This is a genomic window from Caulobacter sp. GSs2 (assembly GCF_058680895.1).
In genome coordinates this window covers 3,014,384-3,030,662 of the sequence record NZ_CM178725.1, presented here as the reverse complement: position 1 = coordinate 3,030,662, position 16,279 = coordinate 3,014,384, and the positions used below count along the sequence as shown (strand labels likewise).

Annotated in this window: 17 protein-coding genes and 1 pseudogene; 8 read left to right on the top strand and 10 right to left on the bottom strand. The window is 67.0% G+C overall.

Features of this window, described 5'->3' with window-relative positions:
• Positions 1-121: 121 nt before the first annotated feature.
• Both lspA and ACW17Z_RS14735 read left to right on the top strand, forming a co-directional pair.
• On the top strand, positions 122-634 hold the full coding sequence (lspA, locus tag ACW17Z_RS14740; protein ID WP_492056541.1) for a signal peptidase II: 513 nt from the start codon (positions 122-124) through the stop codon (positions 632-634).
• A 96-nt stretch (positions 635-730) separates the two neighbouring features.
• The gene (locus tag ACW17Z_RS14735; RefSeq protein ID WP_419318534.1) at positions 731-1,300 is read left to right on the top strand and encodes a DUF3035 domain-containing protein; all 570 of its coding nucleotides are present in this window, start codon (positions 731-733) and stop codon (positions 1,298-1,300) included.
• Between the two features lie 213 nt (positions 1,301-1,513).
• On the opposite strand, the gene ACW17Z_RS14730 is transcribed toward ACW17Z_RS14735, so the two are convergent.
• Entirely contained in the window at positions 1,514-2,461 is a 948-nt protein-coding gene (locus tag ACW17Z_RS14730) for a TraB/GumN family protein (RefSeq protein WP_492056540.1), read from the bottom strand.
• Between the two features lie 181 nt (positions 2,462-2,642).
• Between ACW17Z_RS14730 and mutL the strand changes: the two genes are divergently transcribed.
• Entirely contained in the window at positions 2,643-4,535 is a 1,893-nt protein-coding gene (mutL, locus tag ACW17Z_RS14725; protein ID WP_492056539.1) for a DNA mismatch repair endonuclease MutL, read from the top strand.
• A 22-nt stretch (positions 4,536-4,557) separates the two neighbouring features.
• Here the strand turns inward: mutL and ACW17Z_RS14720 are convergent, their stop codons facing one another.
• From ACW17Z_RS14720 to ACW17Z_RS14695, 6 genes are all read right to left on the bottom strand, one after another.
• Positions 4,558-5,535, bottom strand: coding sequence for an MBL fold metallo-hydrolase (locus ACW17Z_RS14720; protein WP_492056538.1), 978 nt, complete (start codon positions 5,533-5,535; stop codon positions 4,558-4,560).
• Between the two features lie 145 nt (positions 5,536-5,680).
• The gene (locus tag ACW17Z_RS14715; RefSeq protein ID WP_419318542.1) at positions 5,681-5,890 is read right to left on the bottom strand and encodes a hypothetical protein; all 210 of its coding nucleotides are present in this window, start codon (positions 5,888-5,890) and stop codon (positions 5,681-5,683) included.
• A 3-nt stretch (positions 5,891-5,893) separates the two neighbouring features.
• A complete protein-coding gene (zigA, locus tag ACW17Z_RS14710; RefSeq protein ID WP_419318544.1) occupies positions 5,894-7,102 on the bottom strand; it encodes a zinc metallochaperone GTPase ZigA in 1,209 nt (402 codons plus the stop codon).
• 129 nt (positions 7,103-7,231) lie between these two features.
• Entirely contained in the window at positions 7,232-8,518 is a 1,287-nt protein-coding gene (locus ACW17Z_RS14705) for a hypothetical protein (RefSeq protein WP_492056536.1), read from the bottom strand.
• Between the two features lie 58 nt (positions 8,519-8,576).
• Positions 8,577-9,761 (bottom strand): hypothetical protein, encoded by a 1,185-nt coding sequence (locus tag ACW17Z_RS14700; protein ID WP_419318548.1) that lies wholly within the window; start codon positions 9,759-9,761, stop codon positions 8,577-8,579.
• A gap of 150 nt (positions 9,762-9,911) precedes the next feature.
• The gene (locus tag ACW17Z_RS14695) at positions 9,912-10,514 is read right to left on the bottom strand and encodes a GNAT family N-acetyltransferase (protein WP_419318550.1); all 603 of its coding nucleotides are present in this window, start codon (positions 10,512-10,514) and stop codon (positions 9,912-9,914) included.
• Between the two features lie 127 nt (positions 10,515-10,641).
• On the opposite strand from ACW17Z_RS14695, the gene ACW17Z_RS14690 reads away from it, so the two are divergent.
• The 3 genes and pseudogenes from ACW17Z_RS14690 to ACW17Z_RS14680 all read left to right on the top strand — a co-directional run bounded on the left by ACW17Z_RS14690 (position 10,642) and on the right by ACW17Z_RS14680 (position 12,657).
• A complete protein-coding gene (locus ACW17Z_RS14690) occupies positions 10,642-11,949 on the top strand; it encodes an acyl-CoA dehydrogenase family protein (protein ID WP_419318552.1) in 1,308 nt (435 codons plus the stop codon).
• Between the two features lie 23 nt (positions 11,950-11,972).
• Positions 11,973-12,088, top strand: a pseudogene (locus ACW17Z_RS14685) (hypothetical protein); the annotation flags it as partial.
• 2 nt (positions 12,089-12,090) lie between these two features.
• On the top strand, positions 12,091-12,657 hold the full coding sequence (locus ACW17Z_RS14680) for a methylated-DNA--[protein]-cysteine S-methyltransferase (protein ID WP_492056535.1): 567 nt from the start codon (positions 12,091-12,093) through the stop codon (positions 12,655-12,657).
• On the opposite strand, the gene ACW17Z_RS14675 is transcribed toward ACW17Z_RS14680, so the two are convergent.
• From ACW17Z_RS14675 to ACW17Z_RS14665, 3 genes are read right to left on the bottom strand one after another with little or no spacing between them, the layout of a single operon-like run.
• Positions 12,654-13,079 carry a DUF4345 family protein gene (locus ACW17Z_RS14675; RefSeq protein WP_492056534.1) on the bottom strand — a complete coding sequence of 142 codons (426 nt, stop codon included), beginning with the start codon at positions 13,077-13,079 and terminating at the stop codon, positions 12,654-12,656. The genes ACW17Z_RS14680 and ACW17Z_RS14675 overlap by 4 nt on opposite strands.
• Before the next feature lie 25 nt (positions 13,080-13,104).
• Positions 13,105-13,503, bottom strand: coding sequence for a VOC family protein (locus ACW17Z_RS14670; RefSeq protein ID WP_419318561.1), 399 nt, complete (start codon positions 13,501-13,503; stop codon positions 13,105-13,107).
• Entirely contained in the window at positions 13,500-13,901 is a 402-nt protein-coding gene (locus tag ACW17Z_RS14665) for a protease inhibitor I42 family protein (protein ID WP_419318563.1), read from the bottom strand. The genes ACW17Z_RS14670 and ACW17Z_RS14665 overlap by 4 nt, the downstream gene beginning before the upstream one ends.
• Before the next feature lie 207 nt (positions 13,902-14,108).
• Between ACW17Z_RS14665 and groES the strand changes: the two genes are divergently transcribed.
• On the top strand, positions 14,109-14,399 hold the full coding sequence (gene groES, locus ACW17Z_RS14660) for a co-chaperone GroES (RefSeq protein WP_010918572.1): 291 nt from the start codon (positions 14,109-14,111) through the stop codon (positions 14,397-14,399).
• A gap of 59 nt (positions 14,400-14,458) precedes the next feature.
• Entirely contained in the window at positions 14,459-16,102 is a 1,644-nt protein-coding gene (gene groL, locus ACW17Z_RS14655) for a chaperonin GroEL (protein WP_419318565.1), read from the top strand.
• Positions 16,103-16,279 lie beyond the last annotated feature (177 nt).

The window sequence follows — 16,279 nt, the reverse complement described above, 5'->3', positions numbered from 1 at the left end:
CCGGCACTCCGGCTAGCGGCGTAACGCCTCACCTCCCACCGCTGCGCGGCGGGCCCCTCCTCTCCCTCTGGGAGAGGATTTCAGATAGACGTCCAAGCTTCACGAGAGAGCGGCCGCCAAAGTGACGACACGCCTGAACATCACCCGCCACGGCTGGATCGCCTACGCCATCGCCGTCACCACCGTGGCGCTCGACCAGGCGTCCAAGCTGTGGATCCTGCACGGTCTGGACCTGCAGGCCCGGGGCACGCTGCCCCTGCCCGGTCCGCTGGACCTGACCATGGTCTGGAACCGGGGCATGAGCTTTGGCCTGCTGGGCGGTCACGGCGAGTGGAGCCGCTGGCTGCTGACCGGCTTTTCGGCCGTCGTGGTGGTGGCCCTGACGATCTGGGCGCGCAAGGCGGTCAGGCCGCTGATGGCCATCGGACTGGGGCTGATCATCGGCGGCGCCATCGGCAACAACCTGATCGATCGCATCGTCTATGGCGCGGTCGCCGACTTCATCGACGTGCGCGACCTCTATTTCCCGTGGATCTTCAACATCGCCGACGCCGGCATCTCGGTCGGCGTGGCCTTCCTGCTGCTCGACAGTTTCCTGACGGGCGAGGACAAGCTGGCCCATCCGACCGAATAAGGCCGCAATCGCAAGAGACATTGGCGCCCGCGCGCCGATGTCGTATCGAGAGCGCTCGAAATTTTGGCCCGCACGGGCCCGCTGGAGCATCGGTTCATGAGTTTCAATCGGGTTGCGACCCTGAGCGTTCTGGCCGCCGTGGCCGCCACGGGCCTCGCCGGTTGCCAATCAGCCTCCAAGGCGCTCGGCATGAGCAAGGTGGTCCCCGACGAATTCCGCGTCGTCACCAAGGCTCCGCTGGTGGTGCCGCCCGACTACGCCCTGCGCCCGCCGGCCCCCGGCGAACCCCGGCCCCAGGAACTGCAGCCCGAAAGCGCCGCCCGTCAGGCCCTGATCGGCCAGAGCATGGCAGCCGGCCGCTCGGACGGTGAAAAGCTGCTGGTCGCCCGCGCCGGCGTCGAGAAGGCCGACCCGCTGATCCGCTTCGTCGTCGACGACGAGACCGGCGACCTGGCTCACAAGGACGAGAGCTTCGCCTCCAAGGTGATGTTCTGGAAAAAGGACAAGGCGGCCGAAGTGGCCTCCACCGCGACCGAAACCGGCGCCAACGCCCCGTTGGTGGTCGACGCCAGCGCCGAGGAAGCCCGCCTCAAGGCCTTGATGGGCCCCGGCAAGGTGGTGATCAGCCGCGACAAGCAGACCCGGATCAAGCTGCCGGGCCTGTAGGCTTTAGCGACATCCGACAGTTCGACGGCCCGGCGGCGAAAGCTTCCGGGCCGTTTTTCGTTCACGCTCACAAAAACCCGCTCTTCCCGGCGAAGGCCGGGACCCAGATTCAGCCTAAGCGTCTGGGGATGACGCGCCTTCTGCCTCTGCCAGATTGACGAACTCACGGGGTTCGATCTGGGCCCCGGCCTTCGCCGGGGAGAGCGGTGTGGACTAATCCCCCGGCGTCCGTACCGTGAAGCCCCGGGCCCGCATGCGGTCCAGCAGGCCGTTCTGGGCCACCAGGCCGCGAATCGAGAACAGGGCCACGGCGTGTCCGGGCGTCTTCATCGCCTGGGTCAGGGCCTCGACCTCGTCGTCCATGGCCCGCTGTTCCAGCTCGACCATGCCCGGCAGGCTGCGGATGCAGCGCTGGAAATTGCGTGGGCCGGCAACGGCCTCGCGCACGTCGCCCCGCGCCCATGCGGCGGCGGCCGAGCGGGTCGCAGCGGTTCCGGCCTCGGCCTCGCTCAGCACGCCCTCCAGGCACAACTGCCCCGCCTCGTCGGAGTGATCGCGCACCGCCGCCTTCATCACCGGCATGGCCTTGTAGGTCCCGGCGGGCTTGGCCTTCACCCGATGCTTGCGCGCCAGCTTGCCGACCGTGCGCTCGGGTTCGCCCGAGTCCAGCCTGGTGGTCTTCTGATAGTCCATGGCGATCATGATCCCGGCGCCGAGCGGGCTCCATTCGCGATAGGCCTCGGGCTTCTTGCCCAGCTGGGCGCGAACCTTCGCCAGCCGAGGCGCGAGCTCGGGCGTGGCGGCGTCCAGCGGCTGGTCGGATTTCAGCTTGCCGCGCAGTTTCAGCATGGCGGGGATGTCGGTCACCCCTGCCCGGCCGACCGGCGGCAGGATCAGGGCGAAGGCGCCGTCCAGCCGGCGATCCAGCACCGACGTATCCCAGCTCGCCCCCTTGGGCAGCGAGGCCAGCGTGCCCAACATGTAGATCGTGGTGTCGCCGTCGGAGATCCGCCACCAGGCCGGCCCGGGCAGCTTGGCGTTGACCACCAGCGCCTCGACCAGATTGGCCTCGGGGTCTTCAGGAACCTGAGCGTGGGCAGACGTGGCTTGAACGGCCAGCGCAGCAAGGGCGGAGACCGCGATCAGACCGGAGCGTTTCATGCAGGTTCCACAAGGTTTCAACAGCGCCATGATCATGGTGCGATCCTTGCGGCCAAAGCTTGGCCTTGCGCGGTCAAAACCTTGTCATCGCAGCCAAGGCCGGGACCGTCAGGCGCGCGGCGTCCAGGCGTCGATCCCGGTGGAATCGCTCTAATGTGACCCGCCCTCCGAAAGTCCGACCATGCCGATCCGCCGCCTGCCGCCCGAGACCGTCAACCGCATCGCCGCAGGCGAGGTGGTGGAACGGCCCGCGAGCGCCATCAAGGAACTGGTCGACAACGCCATCGACGCCGGAGCCAGCCATATCGAGGTGGAAGCCCATGGCGGCGGCCTGACCCGCATCCTGGTGGCCGATGACGGCATGGGCCTGTCGGCGGAGGAACTGCCCGTCGCCATCGAGCGCCACGCCACCTCGAAACTGGCCCCCGACGCCGACGGTCTGTGGGACCTGCTGCGCATCCACACCATGGGTTTCCGGGGCGAAGCCCTGCCCTCGATCGGCTCGGTGGCGCGGCTGTCGATCGCTTCCCGGGCCAAGGGCGAAAAGGACGCCTTCTCGATCCTGGTCGAGGGCGGCCAGGTCGGCGATGTGGCCCCCGCCGCCTTCCCCGGCCCGCACGGCGCGCGGATCGAGGTGCGCGACCTGTTCTACGCCACCCCCGCCCGGCTGAAGTTCATGAAGTCGGAACGCGCCGAGGCCCTGGCCATCACCGAAGAGATCAAGCGCCAGGCCATGGCCCATGAGGCGGTCGGCTTCTCGCTGGACATCGACGGGCGCCGCATCCTGCGCCTGCCGCCCGAGCATCCGGGACCGCAGGGCCGTCTGGCCCGTCTGGCCGCCGTGCTGGGCCGCGACTTCCAGGACAACGCCATCGAGATCGACCAGACCCGCGACGGCGTGCGCCTGACCGGGTTTGCGGGCCTGCCGACCTATAATCGCGGCAACGCCGCCCATCAGTACCTGTTCGTCAACGGCCGCCCGGTGCGCGACCGGCTGCTGCAGGGCGCACTTCGCGCCGCCTATGCCGACTTCCTGGCCCGCGACCGCCACCCGACGGCGGCGCTCTATGTGTCGCTCGACACCGCCGAGGTCGACGTCAACGTCCACCCGGCCAAGGCCGAGGTGCGGTTCCGCGATCCGGCCCTGGTGCGCGGCCTGATCGTCGGCGCGCTGCGCCATGCCCTGGCCGGGGCCGGGCATCGGGCCTCGACCACGGTGGCGACGGCGGCTCTGGACAGCATCCGCGCGCAAGGGGGCTCGCCGTTCCAGTTCCGCGCTGATCCTTCCCCCGCCGGCTTTTCGGCCTGGCGCGAGGGCGGCTGGGCGCCGCCGCGTCCGCAGGGGCTGCCGGGCCTGTCGGACGTCTCGGCGCGGGTCGAGCCCGGCTTCAGCGACGTGCTGGGCCAGGCCTATGACGCGATGCAGAACGGCGACGCGGCGCGAAGTTATCCACAGGCCGGCGACTATGCCACCGCGCCGTTCGACCCCGTCGACTTCCCGCTGGGCGCGGCCCGGGCCCAGGTGCACGAAACCTATATCGTCGCCCAGACCCGCGACGGCATGGTCATCGTCGACCAGCACGCCGCCCACGAGCGCCTGGTCTATGAGCGCATGAAGGGCGAGATGGAGTCCGGCGGCGTCGCGCGACAGACCCTGCTGCTGCCCGAGGTGGTGGACCTGGACCCCGCCGAGGCCGAGCGCGTCCTGGCCCGCGCCGAGGAACTGGCGGCCCTGGGTCTGGTGATCGAGAGCTTTGGCCCCGGCGCGGTGCTGGTGCGCGAGACGCCGGCCCTGCTGGGCAAGACCGACGCCGCCGGCCTGGTGCGCGACATCGCCGACGACCTGGCCGAGAACGGTCAGGCCCTGGCGCTGAAGGAGCGGCTGGAAGCAGTGTGCTCGACCATGGCCTGCCACGGCAGCGTCCGCGCCGGCCGCCGCCTGAACGGCGCCGAGATGAACGCCCTGCTGCGCGAGATGGAGGCCACGCCCCATTCGGGCCAGTGCAACCACGGCCGCCCGACCTATGTGGAGCTGAAACTCGCCGATATCGAGCGGCTGTTCGGCCGGCGGTAGCTGGGCGCGGCTTGCGGTCCTGTCAGGGCTGCAAGCGGGCGATGCCGGCATCGGCGCACAGGGCGATCACCTGCTCATAACGCCTGTAGCGCGCCTGGCCTATGATCAGCGGGTTGGGGCCGCTCGGCGCGACCGCATGCTGCTGCATCCGCTTGAGGCTGTCATCGACAAACGGATGGTTGCTGAGCTCGATGTCGGCGCCCGCCGCCGCCGCGAATGCGGCGAAATGGTCCAGCGACGCCCGATAGGTTTTCAGCGCCTCCAGGGTGCGGGGCAGTCCCGTGCCGCCTTGCATGGCCAGCACGTGTGGCACGCCCTTGTCCGTCACGGGGATGATCAGCGACAGGGTGCCGGGCGTATGTCCGGGCGTCAGGACAAGGGTGATCGTCGTGTCGCCCAGCACCAGTTTCTGACCATCGACGGCGACCATGTCCCGGGCGGGCGGCGGGGAAAACGGCCCCTTGGCCCCCGGCGCTTCCATCATCTTCCAGTCGGCTTCCGAGGCGATCAGATGCGGCGCGAAGTGTTCCTTGAGGTACTGGGCGCCGCCGTAGTGGTCCCCGTGGGCGTGGGTGATGACCAGATACTTGATCTGGGCGGGATCCAGCCCCAGCTTGCGAAGCCCCGGGACCAGGACCTTCTCGGCCTCTTCGGCGCTGTTGAGCGAGTCGATCAGGATGATCCCGTCGCTGGTTTTGATCGCATAGGCGCCGACGCTATTGAGCCCGACAAAATAGAGATTGTCGAAAATCTGCAGGGGCTCGGGCGCCGCGCTGGACTGCAGAAGGCCTGTGGACGCCCCTACCCCGCACTGCAGCTTGGCGGTCGTGACAAAATAGTCGTCACCAGCGACGGCCATAGCCTTGTCGATGATCGCGGTGACTTCAGGCGTATCCGGCTTGGCCGGCCCCTTGGGCATCGGCTGGGCGGCCAACAGGCCCGGTAGCGCAGCCGAGGCAAGCAGCGCAGCCAGGCGGGCGCCATGGCGATGACTTTTCATTGGGCCGTCCTTTTGATGATCCGCTTCAACGAAACGGGGACTCAAAAGGTTGCAGCCAAGTCTGGGCAATCCGTCCCGATCCGCCCCAGTCCCCTTTTACCGACAGGCCGACGGGAGGGCGATCGAGGCGTCAGGCGGCCTGTTGTCAGACCGGTTCGCAGAAATAGCGGTAGCGGGCGCTCGACCCCGCCGAGCCGTCGGAACGCTGGGCCACATAGAGTATGAACAGCCAGTCGGCGTCCTCAAGGCTCAGCCCCATGGTCGCGGCGATCCAGGCCGGCGTCGGCTCGAACTCCAGGGCGTGGTCATTGTGCGCCCGATCCTCGATGTGCGCCGGGTGATGTTCGCCGCGCATGACCTAGCCCCATGACGGGAAGGGATCGGGCAGTTTGCTCCAGCCCTTGGGGCCGAAGCCGAAAACCAGGTCCGACAGCAGGCAGTCGTCAAAGCCCTTCTTCAGAGCGGCCTGATCCATATCGATACCGATCAGCACGATCTCCTGCCGGCGGTCGCCATGTGGAGCTTTCCAGACCTTCTCGATGGTCGTCCGCCAGGCCGGATCGTCGGGCCACTGGTCCTGGGGAGCGGTGGCCCACCAGCGGCCGTGCGGGCCATGCTGGGTGACCGCCCCGGCCTGACTCCAGCCGCCGACCCGGTCATAGCGCGTGGCCAGCCAGAAGAAGCCCTTGGAGCGGATCACCCCGGGCCATTCGCGCTCCAGCCAGACCTTCAACTTCTGGGGATGGAAGGGCCTGGAGGCGCGATAGACGAAGTGGCTGACGCCATATTCCTCGGTCTCGGGCAGGACCTCGCCCATCAGGGCCTTTTGCCAGCCGGCCGCGCCCTCGGCCCTGGCATAGTCGAACAGGCGGGTGCCCATGACGTCGTCCAGCGCCACGGCGCCGCGTTCGGAGCGGATGATCCGGGCGCCCGGATTGAAGGTGGCGATGATCCCGGCCAGCCGTCCCAGATCCTCCGCCGAGACCAGATCGGTCTTGTTGAGCACGATGACGTCGGCGAATTCGATCTGCTCGACCAGCAGATCGACCACGGTGCGCACATCGCCCTCGCCCGCCGTCTCGCCGCGCTGGGCGAGGCTGTCGCGCGAGGCGTAGTCGCGCAGGAAATTGAAGGCGTCGACCACCGTGACCATGGTGTCCAGCCGCGCCACGTCCGACAGGCTCTGGTCGGCTTCGTCGCGGAAGTCGAAGGTGGCGGCGATCGGCATGGGCTCGGAAATGCCCGTCGACTCGATCAGCAGATAGTCAAAGCGTCGCTCGGCGGCCAGGCGGCGCACCTCCTGCAACAGGTCGTCGCGCAGGGTGCAGCAGATGCAGCCGTTGGACATCTCCACCAGGGTCTCGTCGGTGCGCGACAGATCCGCGCCGCCCTCGGCCACCAGGGCGGCGTCGATATTGACCTCGCTCATGTCGTTGACGATCACCGCGACCTTCTTGCCCTCGCGGTTGTGGAGGACATGGTTGAGCAGGGTGGTCTTGCCCGCCCCCAGGAAGCCCGAAAGCACGGTCACCGGCAGGCGGCGATCAATCCTTGACGTCTGGGACACGCGAACGCCTCTCGATGTTATAATGTAACACCAGTAGCCGAGGCGGGTGGCGCGGGCAATATGCTATGTTATATTATAACGCATGCATCTCTTATGAGGAGACCCGATCCGTCTATCCGAGAAGGACCGTCAGGCCGCGTCGCGGGCCTGCGCCAGCGGCGCGCCCTCGGCCTGGGCGACGGGCTTGTCGAGGAAGCCGGTGATGGCCGTCCCCTGCACCCGGGCGACGCCGCCCTGGCGGCAGGCGTCCAGTTCGTTGGCGCTGCTGACGCCGGCCACGCACTGGGCCACGCCCTTGCCGCGATAGACGCCCTGGCGCTCCACGAACTTCAGGATCTTGTTCAGGCGCTCGCGCTCGTCCTCGCCGGTCAGGGTCAAGGTGACGCTGTCGATCAGCTCGGGCGGCAGGTTGTGCACCGGGAAGGTCGGATCCACCACATTGAGGTCGAGGAAGGCGAAGCTGCCTTTCAGGAAGGCGCGGATCTGGCTGACCAGACCCAGAGAGGCCTCGCGCGGGGTGCCATAGACGCTGGCGCCCAGGCGGGGCTGCAGGTCCAGCGGATAGCGCGACAGGCGGGTCTTGTAGGCGTCCTGGGCGTGCGGCGTTGTCAGGTTCCAGAAGCCGAACGGCACGTAGAAGTCGCCGAAAGGCGCGGTCTTGAGGGCGGTCTGAGCGTCGTTGAGGCAGCTGAGGTCACGAGTCAGCAGCGCCGAATCCGCCTCGGGGGGCGTCTCGGTGAGATCGGCGCGCAGGCCGATCATCGAGCCGACAAAGGCCTCGGTCGGCAGATCGTAGAGACCCCACCAGCCGGTCTTGGACGGCGGCGGAGGCGGAGGCGGCGCCGGCTTGGCCCGGGCGACCGGCGCAGGAGCCGGGGCCTGAGGCGCCCGCGTCTCGACCTGAACCGCAGCGGTCTCAGGCGCGGCGGCGGCCGCTGGAACGACAGGCGGCGGCGTGACGGGCGGCGGAGCAACGACGGCCGCCGCCTTGGCCTCGAGGGCCTCCTCGCGCGTGCTGGGCACAGCGCGGATGGCTTCGGCCGTGATCACCTGAACACGACCGGCGGGGCCGCCATAGCCCTCGCCGGCCACCAGACCGGCCAGTTCAGCCTGGCTCAGGCTGGCGAATTTCAGGACGGCGCTCTCGTTGCCCTCGAAGGTCATCAGACAGACCTGACCGCTCTTGCGGCCGGGGAACAGGCTGGCCTCCAGCTCGGCGGCCAGGGCCTGCATCTCGACGGGGTCCAGCTGCGCGGCGCGGCTATCGGCCAGAACGAAGGCCAGGGGCGCCACGGCGCCGTAACGGCGCGGGGCGGTCCAGCGCGCCTTCAGATAGGCGTCCGCCGCCTCCTGGGCCCGCGAGGCCGGGAAGGCGTGATCGTCGATGAGCAGGCGCAAACAGGCGATCGCGGTCATGCTCACTGACTTACCCGCGATTCATCGCCAATTGGTTAGGGAGACTAGTGTGCGAGAATTAACTCAACCCTTGGTTTTCAGCGGGTGGAGGAGCCTTTCTGAACGGCAAACCCGGATGCGGGAACGCCTGTTCCAGCAGGGGTTCGCTGAACGGAGCCGTGACAAAAGGTCCGCTCACCGAGGACAGTCTCAGCTCGCGACACAGGTCAAATTCGCGGCGTGATCGCACGCCTGTGACGCCTTGCCGCAGCTTAAGGTCGATATATTGCCGACGCGCAGACAGGAACCGCCGCAGGCTCAGCAGGCGCTGGAGTTCGTCGGCGCCTGACAATTGCAAGACCACGCCATCGATCAGATTGGCCGGCACAGCCCGGACGTTGAACCCGGCATCTTCGATCCGAAGTTCGATTCGCTGGAACATCGGCCGCAGCAGATCGCGCAACGGCGCGATGGCCGAGAACGGCAGGTCGCGCGGCGTCTCATAGACCTGGGCGCTCAGCTGATCGACGACCGACGGGGACAGGGACGACAGCCTGGCCTGATAGGCCTCGCGCAGGCTGGCGCGGACCAGGCTCCACATCCGGAAATCGGTCTGCAAGCGCAGATCCGGCTGCTGCTCGAGAGCGGCGACGTTCGCATCCAGCATCGCCAGATCCGACTGCATATATTGGCTGTCGTCCGGGACCGTCTTTTCAGGCTCCCGCAGCATGAATTGCGACTGGCTGGCCTCGAAATACTCGGTGACGGGATTGTAGACGCCGCGCCATCCCAGGCGCGGCCCGTCGAGAGGTCCAACGGCGGCCTGGGCGACGTTGCGCGGCGTCGAGCCCCAGGAGGCCAGTTCTTGCACCCCATCTCGCGTGACCACGCGGGTGCGCCCGACGGGCGGCGGTGGCTCTCCGCCCCGCATGGACAGCAGTTCGGCCTCGGGCAGGCACGCAAAGCGCAGCACCTGGGTCTCGTCGCCCTCGTAGGTGAGCATGCACAGGTCTTCTCGGCCTTGAGTGCCGAACAGGCGCAGCTGAAGTTCGCTGGCGATCTGCTTGAGTTCCTCGCCATCCAGGAACTCGGCGTTAGGGTCGACCAGAACATAGGCCCCGGGCGCGACCTGGCCAAAACGCCGGGGCGGCGGCCAGCGGCTCTCAACATACAGCGCGGCGGTGCGATCGATCTTGCCCGGCGTAACGCCATCCGCAGACGCGTCTTGTGCGCCATGTTCAATGCAGATTCTCAAACACGCCATGCCACCCATGCAGCGAATACTTGCAGCATGACGGTTACCAACACCTTGGACCCGCCCCCAAATTGGGTATACGGGCGATCATTCAAGCCAAATCTCGCTCGAAACCGTGAAGCATTGAGATGAGACTCATTGCTCGCAGCGAACTTTGATCTAGACGAACGTCTCCGTCAGCCGGAAGTCCAGCCGCTGCTTGACGCCCGGCCAATCGGCGTCGGTAATCGAGAACACGGCCGTGTCGCGCACGTGGCCCGTCCAGGTGATCTTGTGATTGCGCAGCACGCCGTCCTTGTCGGCGCCCAGCTTTGTGATGGCCGCCTGGCTGCGGGCGTTGCGGACATCGATCATGAACTCCACCCGGATGGCGCCGGCCGCGAAGGCATGGCCCAGCATCAGGCGCTTGCTCTCCGGATTGATCGGGCCTGAGCGCGCGTCCGGATGCAGGAAGGTCGAGCCGACCTCCAGACCCTTGTGCAGGCGGCGGATGTTCAGATAGCTGGACGTGCCCACCACCTTGCCGTCGGACAGCCGGCGGATGGCGAAGCCGATGCGCTCGCCGCGCTGGGTCTCGCCCTGCAGCGCGCCCCACCAGTCCTCGAAGCCCTCGCCGCAGCCGTTGGTAGACATGATTTCCCAACTCTCGGGATCGCAGTCGATGGCGGCGCGCAATTCGTCGCGCAGGGTCCCGGGCAGGTCAGGCGTGATGGGTTCCAGCCGCACATGGCGGCCGTTAAGGGGGAGAATCTGGATGTTCATGGCGGGCATCTTGAAGGGCGCCGCCCCACGGCTGCAAGTCTGCTTGCCATCCCATCTTGCCGTCCGCGTCAGCCCGGTGCTACAACCACTTCAAACAAACGTTTGAAGACAGGGATTGGGAAGCGCCATGGATTTCGACATCTCCCCCACGCAGCGGCAATTCCTCGATCGCGTCACCGCGTTCATGGACGAGCACATCGTGCCGGCCATCCCGCGATACGAGGCCGAGATGAACGTCCTCGGCGCCGAGCGCTGGAAGGTCGTGCAGGTCGTCGAGGAACTGAAGGCCAAGGCCAAGGCGGCCGGGCTGTGGAACTTCTTCATGCCGCCGCACAGCGGCCAGACCCACGTCGACGACACCTTCGTCTTCGAGGGCGTGCAACTGACCAACCTGGAATACAGCCTGATCGCCGAGCAGCTCGGCAAGGTCGGCTTCGCCTCGGAAGTCTTCAACTGCTCGGCGCCCGACACCGGCAATATGGAAGTGCTGATGCGCTACGGCACGCTGGAGCAGAAGGAGCGCTGGCTGCGCCCGCTGATGAACGGCGAGATCCGCAGCGCCTTCCTGATGACCGAGCCGGACGTGGCCTCCTCGGACGCCACCAATATCGAGACCCGCATTGAGCGCGACGGCGACCACTATGTGATCAACGGCCGCAAGTGGTGGTCCTCGGGCGTGGGCGACCCGCGCTGCAAGGTCGCCATCGTCATGGGCAAGACCGACCCGGACAATGCCAGCCGCCACGCCCAGCAGAGCCAGGTTCTGGTGCCGCTGGACGCCCCCGGTATCGAGATCGTCCGCATGCTGCCGGTGTTCGGTTATGACGACGCCCCGCATGGCCATGCCGAGGTGATCCTCAAGAACGTCCGCGTTCCGGTGGAAGACGCCCTGCTGCTGGGCGAAGGCCGCGGCTTCGAGATCGCCCAGGGCCGCCTTGGCCCCGGCCGTATCCACCACTGCATGCGCACCATCGGCACGGCGGAAGTCGCGCTGGAAAAGATGTGCAAGCGCCTGATGAGCCGCAAGGCGTTCGGCAAGTTCATCTCCGACCAGTCGGTGTGGGAAGAACGCGTCGCCGACGCCCGCATCGACATCGAGATGTGCCGCCTGCTGTGCCTGAAGGCCGCCGACATGATGGACAAGGCCGGCAACAAGTCGGCCCGTCTGGAAATCGCCATGATCAAGGTCGCGGCCCCGCGCCTGGCCCTGAAGATCATCGACGACGCCATCCAGGCCCACGGCGGCGGCGGCGTGACCACCGACTTCGGTCTCGCCAAGGCCTATGCCGGCATCCGCACCCTGCGCCTGGCCGACGGCCCGGATGAAGTGCACCAGCGCACCATCGCCCGCATGGAATACGGCAAGTACGGCGACCTGGTTTACAAGCAGAAGGCCGAGAAGGAAGCGGCCCTGCACGTTCCGGGTATTCGCTAGTAACGCTTAAACCATCCATCAAAATGGCTTGTCATCCCGGCCGCAGCGAAGCGAAGAGCCGGGACCCAGGACAACCGCATTGCGTCGGCCCCTGGGTCCCGGACAGCCTCTACGAGGCTTCCGGGATGACAAGGATTTTGAGTGCGCAAGAAGCGGAACGACGCGTCTGAACCGTGGGGCGATAACCACGACATGACCCGCCCGTCACGCCTCCGCCTCGACCGCCTCTCCTCGCCCCTGGGCGAAATCCTGCTGGTCACCGACGAGACCGGCGCCGTGCGGGCGCTGGATTTTCACGACTACATGCCGCGCATGGGTCGGCTGCTGCGCCTGCACTATGGCGATCAGTCTCCGGAGAACGGCGCCGCGCCGGCTGGTGTGCGCGCCGCGCTCAACGCCTATTTCGAAGGCGCTCTGGACGCCCTTTCCGCCATCGCGTGGGCGACCAACGGCACAGCGTTCCAACGTCAGGTCTGGACCGCCCTGCTCGACGTACCGGCCGGGACCACCTCGACCTACGCCGCCCTCGCCGAGCGGATCGGAAAGCCTGCGGCCACCCGGGCCGTGGGCGCGGCCAACGGCGCCAATCCTATCGCCATCCTTGTGCCCTGCCACCGGCTGGTCGGCGCCACAGGCGCGCTCACCGGCTATGGCGGCGGTCTCGAGCGCAAGGCGTGGTTGCTAAGGCACGAGGGCGCGCGGCCCTAAACGATCATCCCGCCGCGCAGGACGAGGCGACCGGGATTGAGAAACGGCAGCGCCAGGGTGGTCCCGATCAGCACCTCGAAGAGCAGACTGCCCAGATTGAACCGGCCGCCAGCCTTGTCGATCAGCAGCGAAGCGGCGCGACCCAGCGCGACACCGAACCAGGCCAGGGCCAGGGCGAAGGCCATCGCCGCGCCAATGCCCGGCTGGTAGCCCAGATAGAGGGCCGCCCCGGCATGCGACAGCACCAGCAGGCCGCCGAACGCCCGTCCCCCCGCCAGCAGCGGGGTCGGCGTGGCCTCCCCCTGGGCGAGGCCCGCCATGCCAAGCCCCTGGGCCGGCCTGGCCAGGGCGATGCCGCCCAGCGCGCCACCGATCACGCAGGCGATCACGGCCAGCAGCAGGGACAGGGCATAGCTCGACATGCGCGGGGCGCTCCTTGAGGTCGGTTCAGACGGGCGCCGCGGGCGCGGCGCCATGACAGACGGCCTCGATGTTGAACCCGTCCGGGTCCAGCACGAAAGCGCCGTAATAGTCTGGATGGTAATGAGGGCGAAGTCCGGGCGGACCGTTATCTCGTCCGCCCGCCGCCAGGGCGGCCGCATGGAAAGCGTCGACCTGGGCCGGGGTCTGGGCCCGAAACGCCACATGCACCTTGCCCTGCGCCGCATCCTGGCCGGCGATCCAGAAGAACGGCCGGGTATCGCCATAACCGGTGGACTGCACCCCGCCGGTGAACTCCGGCGGCACGGTGTAGAGCCGGGACAGGCCCAGCGGCGCCAGAGCCTTGTCATAGAAGGCCGCCGAGCGATCAAAATCCGCCACGCCCAGGGTGATGTGGTCGATCATTTGACCAGCACCCTGAAGACCCGTCGGGTGTCGCCGGCCGTGTCGGGCATCCACGGCTGCTTGAGGGTGAAGGACAGCTCGGCCGTGCCGCGCCCCGTGGCCTGATAGGTGAAGATCGTCATGATCGCCCCGCCCGGCAGGGCGGCGTTGGTGGTCTGGCTGGAGCCGCCGCTCAGAACCGTGCCGTCCGCCTCCCGATCCAGCCGCCAGGAATAGCCCGTGCCGGCGTTCAGCGGCAGTTCGATCCGCAGCGCCTGCCCGGGAGCCAGCACGACCGGTCCAGCGTCCGAAACCGTCAGGGGACCAGGCGGCGGCGGCGGGGCGCTGACGCAACCGGCCACGAGGATCAGGCCCAGGCCCAGACTGGCCGCCAGGGCCGAGGATAGGAAACGTTTCATCAAGCCTGTCCTTACGCCTGTCCTAGCTGGCCGCCGAGGCGGCGCGGGGCATTTGGCGCGCCAGAATCGGAGGGCGCAATCCTTGACTCCGCCATCCCCCGGCACTACCTCCTGCCCGGCGCTGGCACTCACCGGGGGCGACTGCTAACAGCAGCGCTTCCCTCGCTGGCGATCCCTAATTCTAACCGTCCCGACGGAGAACATCCTATGAAATTTCGTCCCCTGGGCGACCGCGTCCTCGTGAAGCGCGTCGAAGAAGAAACCAAGACCAAGGGCGGGATCATCATCCCCGACACCGCCAAGGAAAAGCCGCAAGAAGGCGAAGTTGTCGCCGTCGGCCCCGGCGCCCGTAACGACAAGGGCGACGTTGTCGCTCTGGACGTGAAGGCTGGCGATCGCATCCTGTTCGGCAAGTGGTCGGGCACGGAAGTGAAGGTCGATGGTCAAGACCTGCTGATCATGAAGGAAAGCGACGTTCTGGGCGTGGTCGAGGCCTAAGTCCTCCTCCGTCCGAACGACTTTCCAACCCCCTATTTCTCTTTTGAAGGGCTCTCAACATGGCCGCTAAAGACGTTTATTTCTCCTCGGACGCCCGCGACAAGATGCTGCGCGGCGTCAACATCCTCGCCAATGCGGTGAAGGTGACCCTCGGCCCCAAGGGCCGCAATGTCGTGATCGAAAAGTCCTTCGGCGCCCCGCGCTCGACCAAGGACGGCGTCTCGGTCGCCAAGGAAATCGAACTGGCTGACCGCTTCGAGAACCTCGGCGCGCAGATGATCCGCGAAGTTGCCTCGAAGACCAATGACAAGGCCGGCGACGGCACCACCACCGCCACCGTCCTGGCTCAAGCCATCGTGCAAGAAGGCCTCAAGTCGGTTGCCGCCGGCATGAACCCGATGGACCTGAAGCGCGGCATCGACAAGGCCGTCGCCATCGTCGTCGCCGACATCAAGGCGTCGTCGAAGAAGGTCACGACCAACAACGAGATCGCCCAGGTCGGCACCATCTCGGCCAACGGCGACAAGGACGTTGGCGAAATGATCGCCAAGGCCATGGACAAGGTCGGCAACGAAGGCGTCATCACCGTCGAAGAAGCCAAGACCGCCGAGACCGAACTCGACGTCGTCGAAGGCATGCAGTTCGACCGCGGCTACCTGTCGCCCTACTTCATCACCAACCCCGACAAGATGGAAGTTCAGCTCGAAGAGCCGCTCATCCTGCTGTTCGAAAAGAAGCTCTCGTCGCTGCAGCCGCTGCTGCCGGTGCTGGAAGCTGTCGTTCAGTCGGGCCGTCCCCTGCTGATCATCGCCGAGGACGTCGAGGGCGAAGCCCTGGCCACCCTGGTGGTCAACAAGCTGCGTGGCGGCCTGCGCGTCGCCGCCGTCAAGGCTCCGGGCTTCGGCGATCGTCGCAAGGCGATGCTGGAAGACCTGGCCATCCTGACCGGCGCTCAAGTCGTGTCGGAAGACCTGGGCATCAAGCTCGAGAACGTTTCGCTCGAAATGCTCGGCAAGGCCAAGAAGGTCACGATCACCAAGGACGACACCACCATCGTCGACGGTATCGGTGAGAAGGACGCGATCGAAGCCCGTATCGCCCAGATCAAGCGCCAGATCGAAGACACCACGTCGGACTACGACAAGGAAAAGCTGCAAGAGCGTCTGGCCAAGCTGGCCGGCGGTGTTGCCGTGATCCGCGTCGGCGGCTCGACCGAAGTCGAAGTGAAGGAAAAGAAGGACCGCGTCGACGACGCCCTCAACGCCACCCGCGCGGCCGTTGAAGAAGGCATCGTCCCCGGCGGCGGCGTCGCCCTGCTGAAGGCCTCCAAGGCCCTGGCTGGCCTGACCGGCGACAACGCCGACCAGACCGCCGGCATCGCGATCATCCGTCGCGCCCTGCAGGCCCCGATCCGTCAGATCGCCGAAAACGCCGGCGTTGAAGGCTCGATCGTGGTCGGCAAGGTTCTGGAAAGCGACTCGGCCACCTTCGGCTTCAACGCCCAGACCGAAATGTATGTCGACCTGATCGTGGACGGCGTCATCGACCCGGCCAAGGTTGTCCGCACCGCTCTGCAAGACGCCGCTTCGGTGGCCGGCCTGCTGATCACCACGGAAGCCGCGATCGTCGAAGCTCCCAAGAAGGCCTCGGCCGGCGGCCCTCCGGGCGGCGGCATGGGCGGCATGGGTGACATGGACTTCTAAGAAGTCCGGTCAGCACCTGCTGAACCAACAGGACGAAGGGCGGGACCGAAAGGTCCCGCCCTTTTTCTTTGGCGGGGCGCCGCCCCGTTGCCCCAATCCCAATTGGTGCACGGTCACCGAAACTTGGCACCGAAACTTGACCTTGATTCCGATATTGGATCGGACTGCGCCGCAACG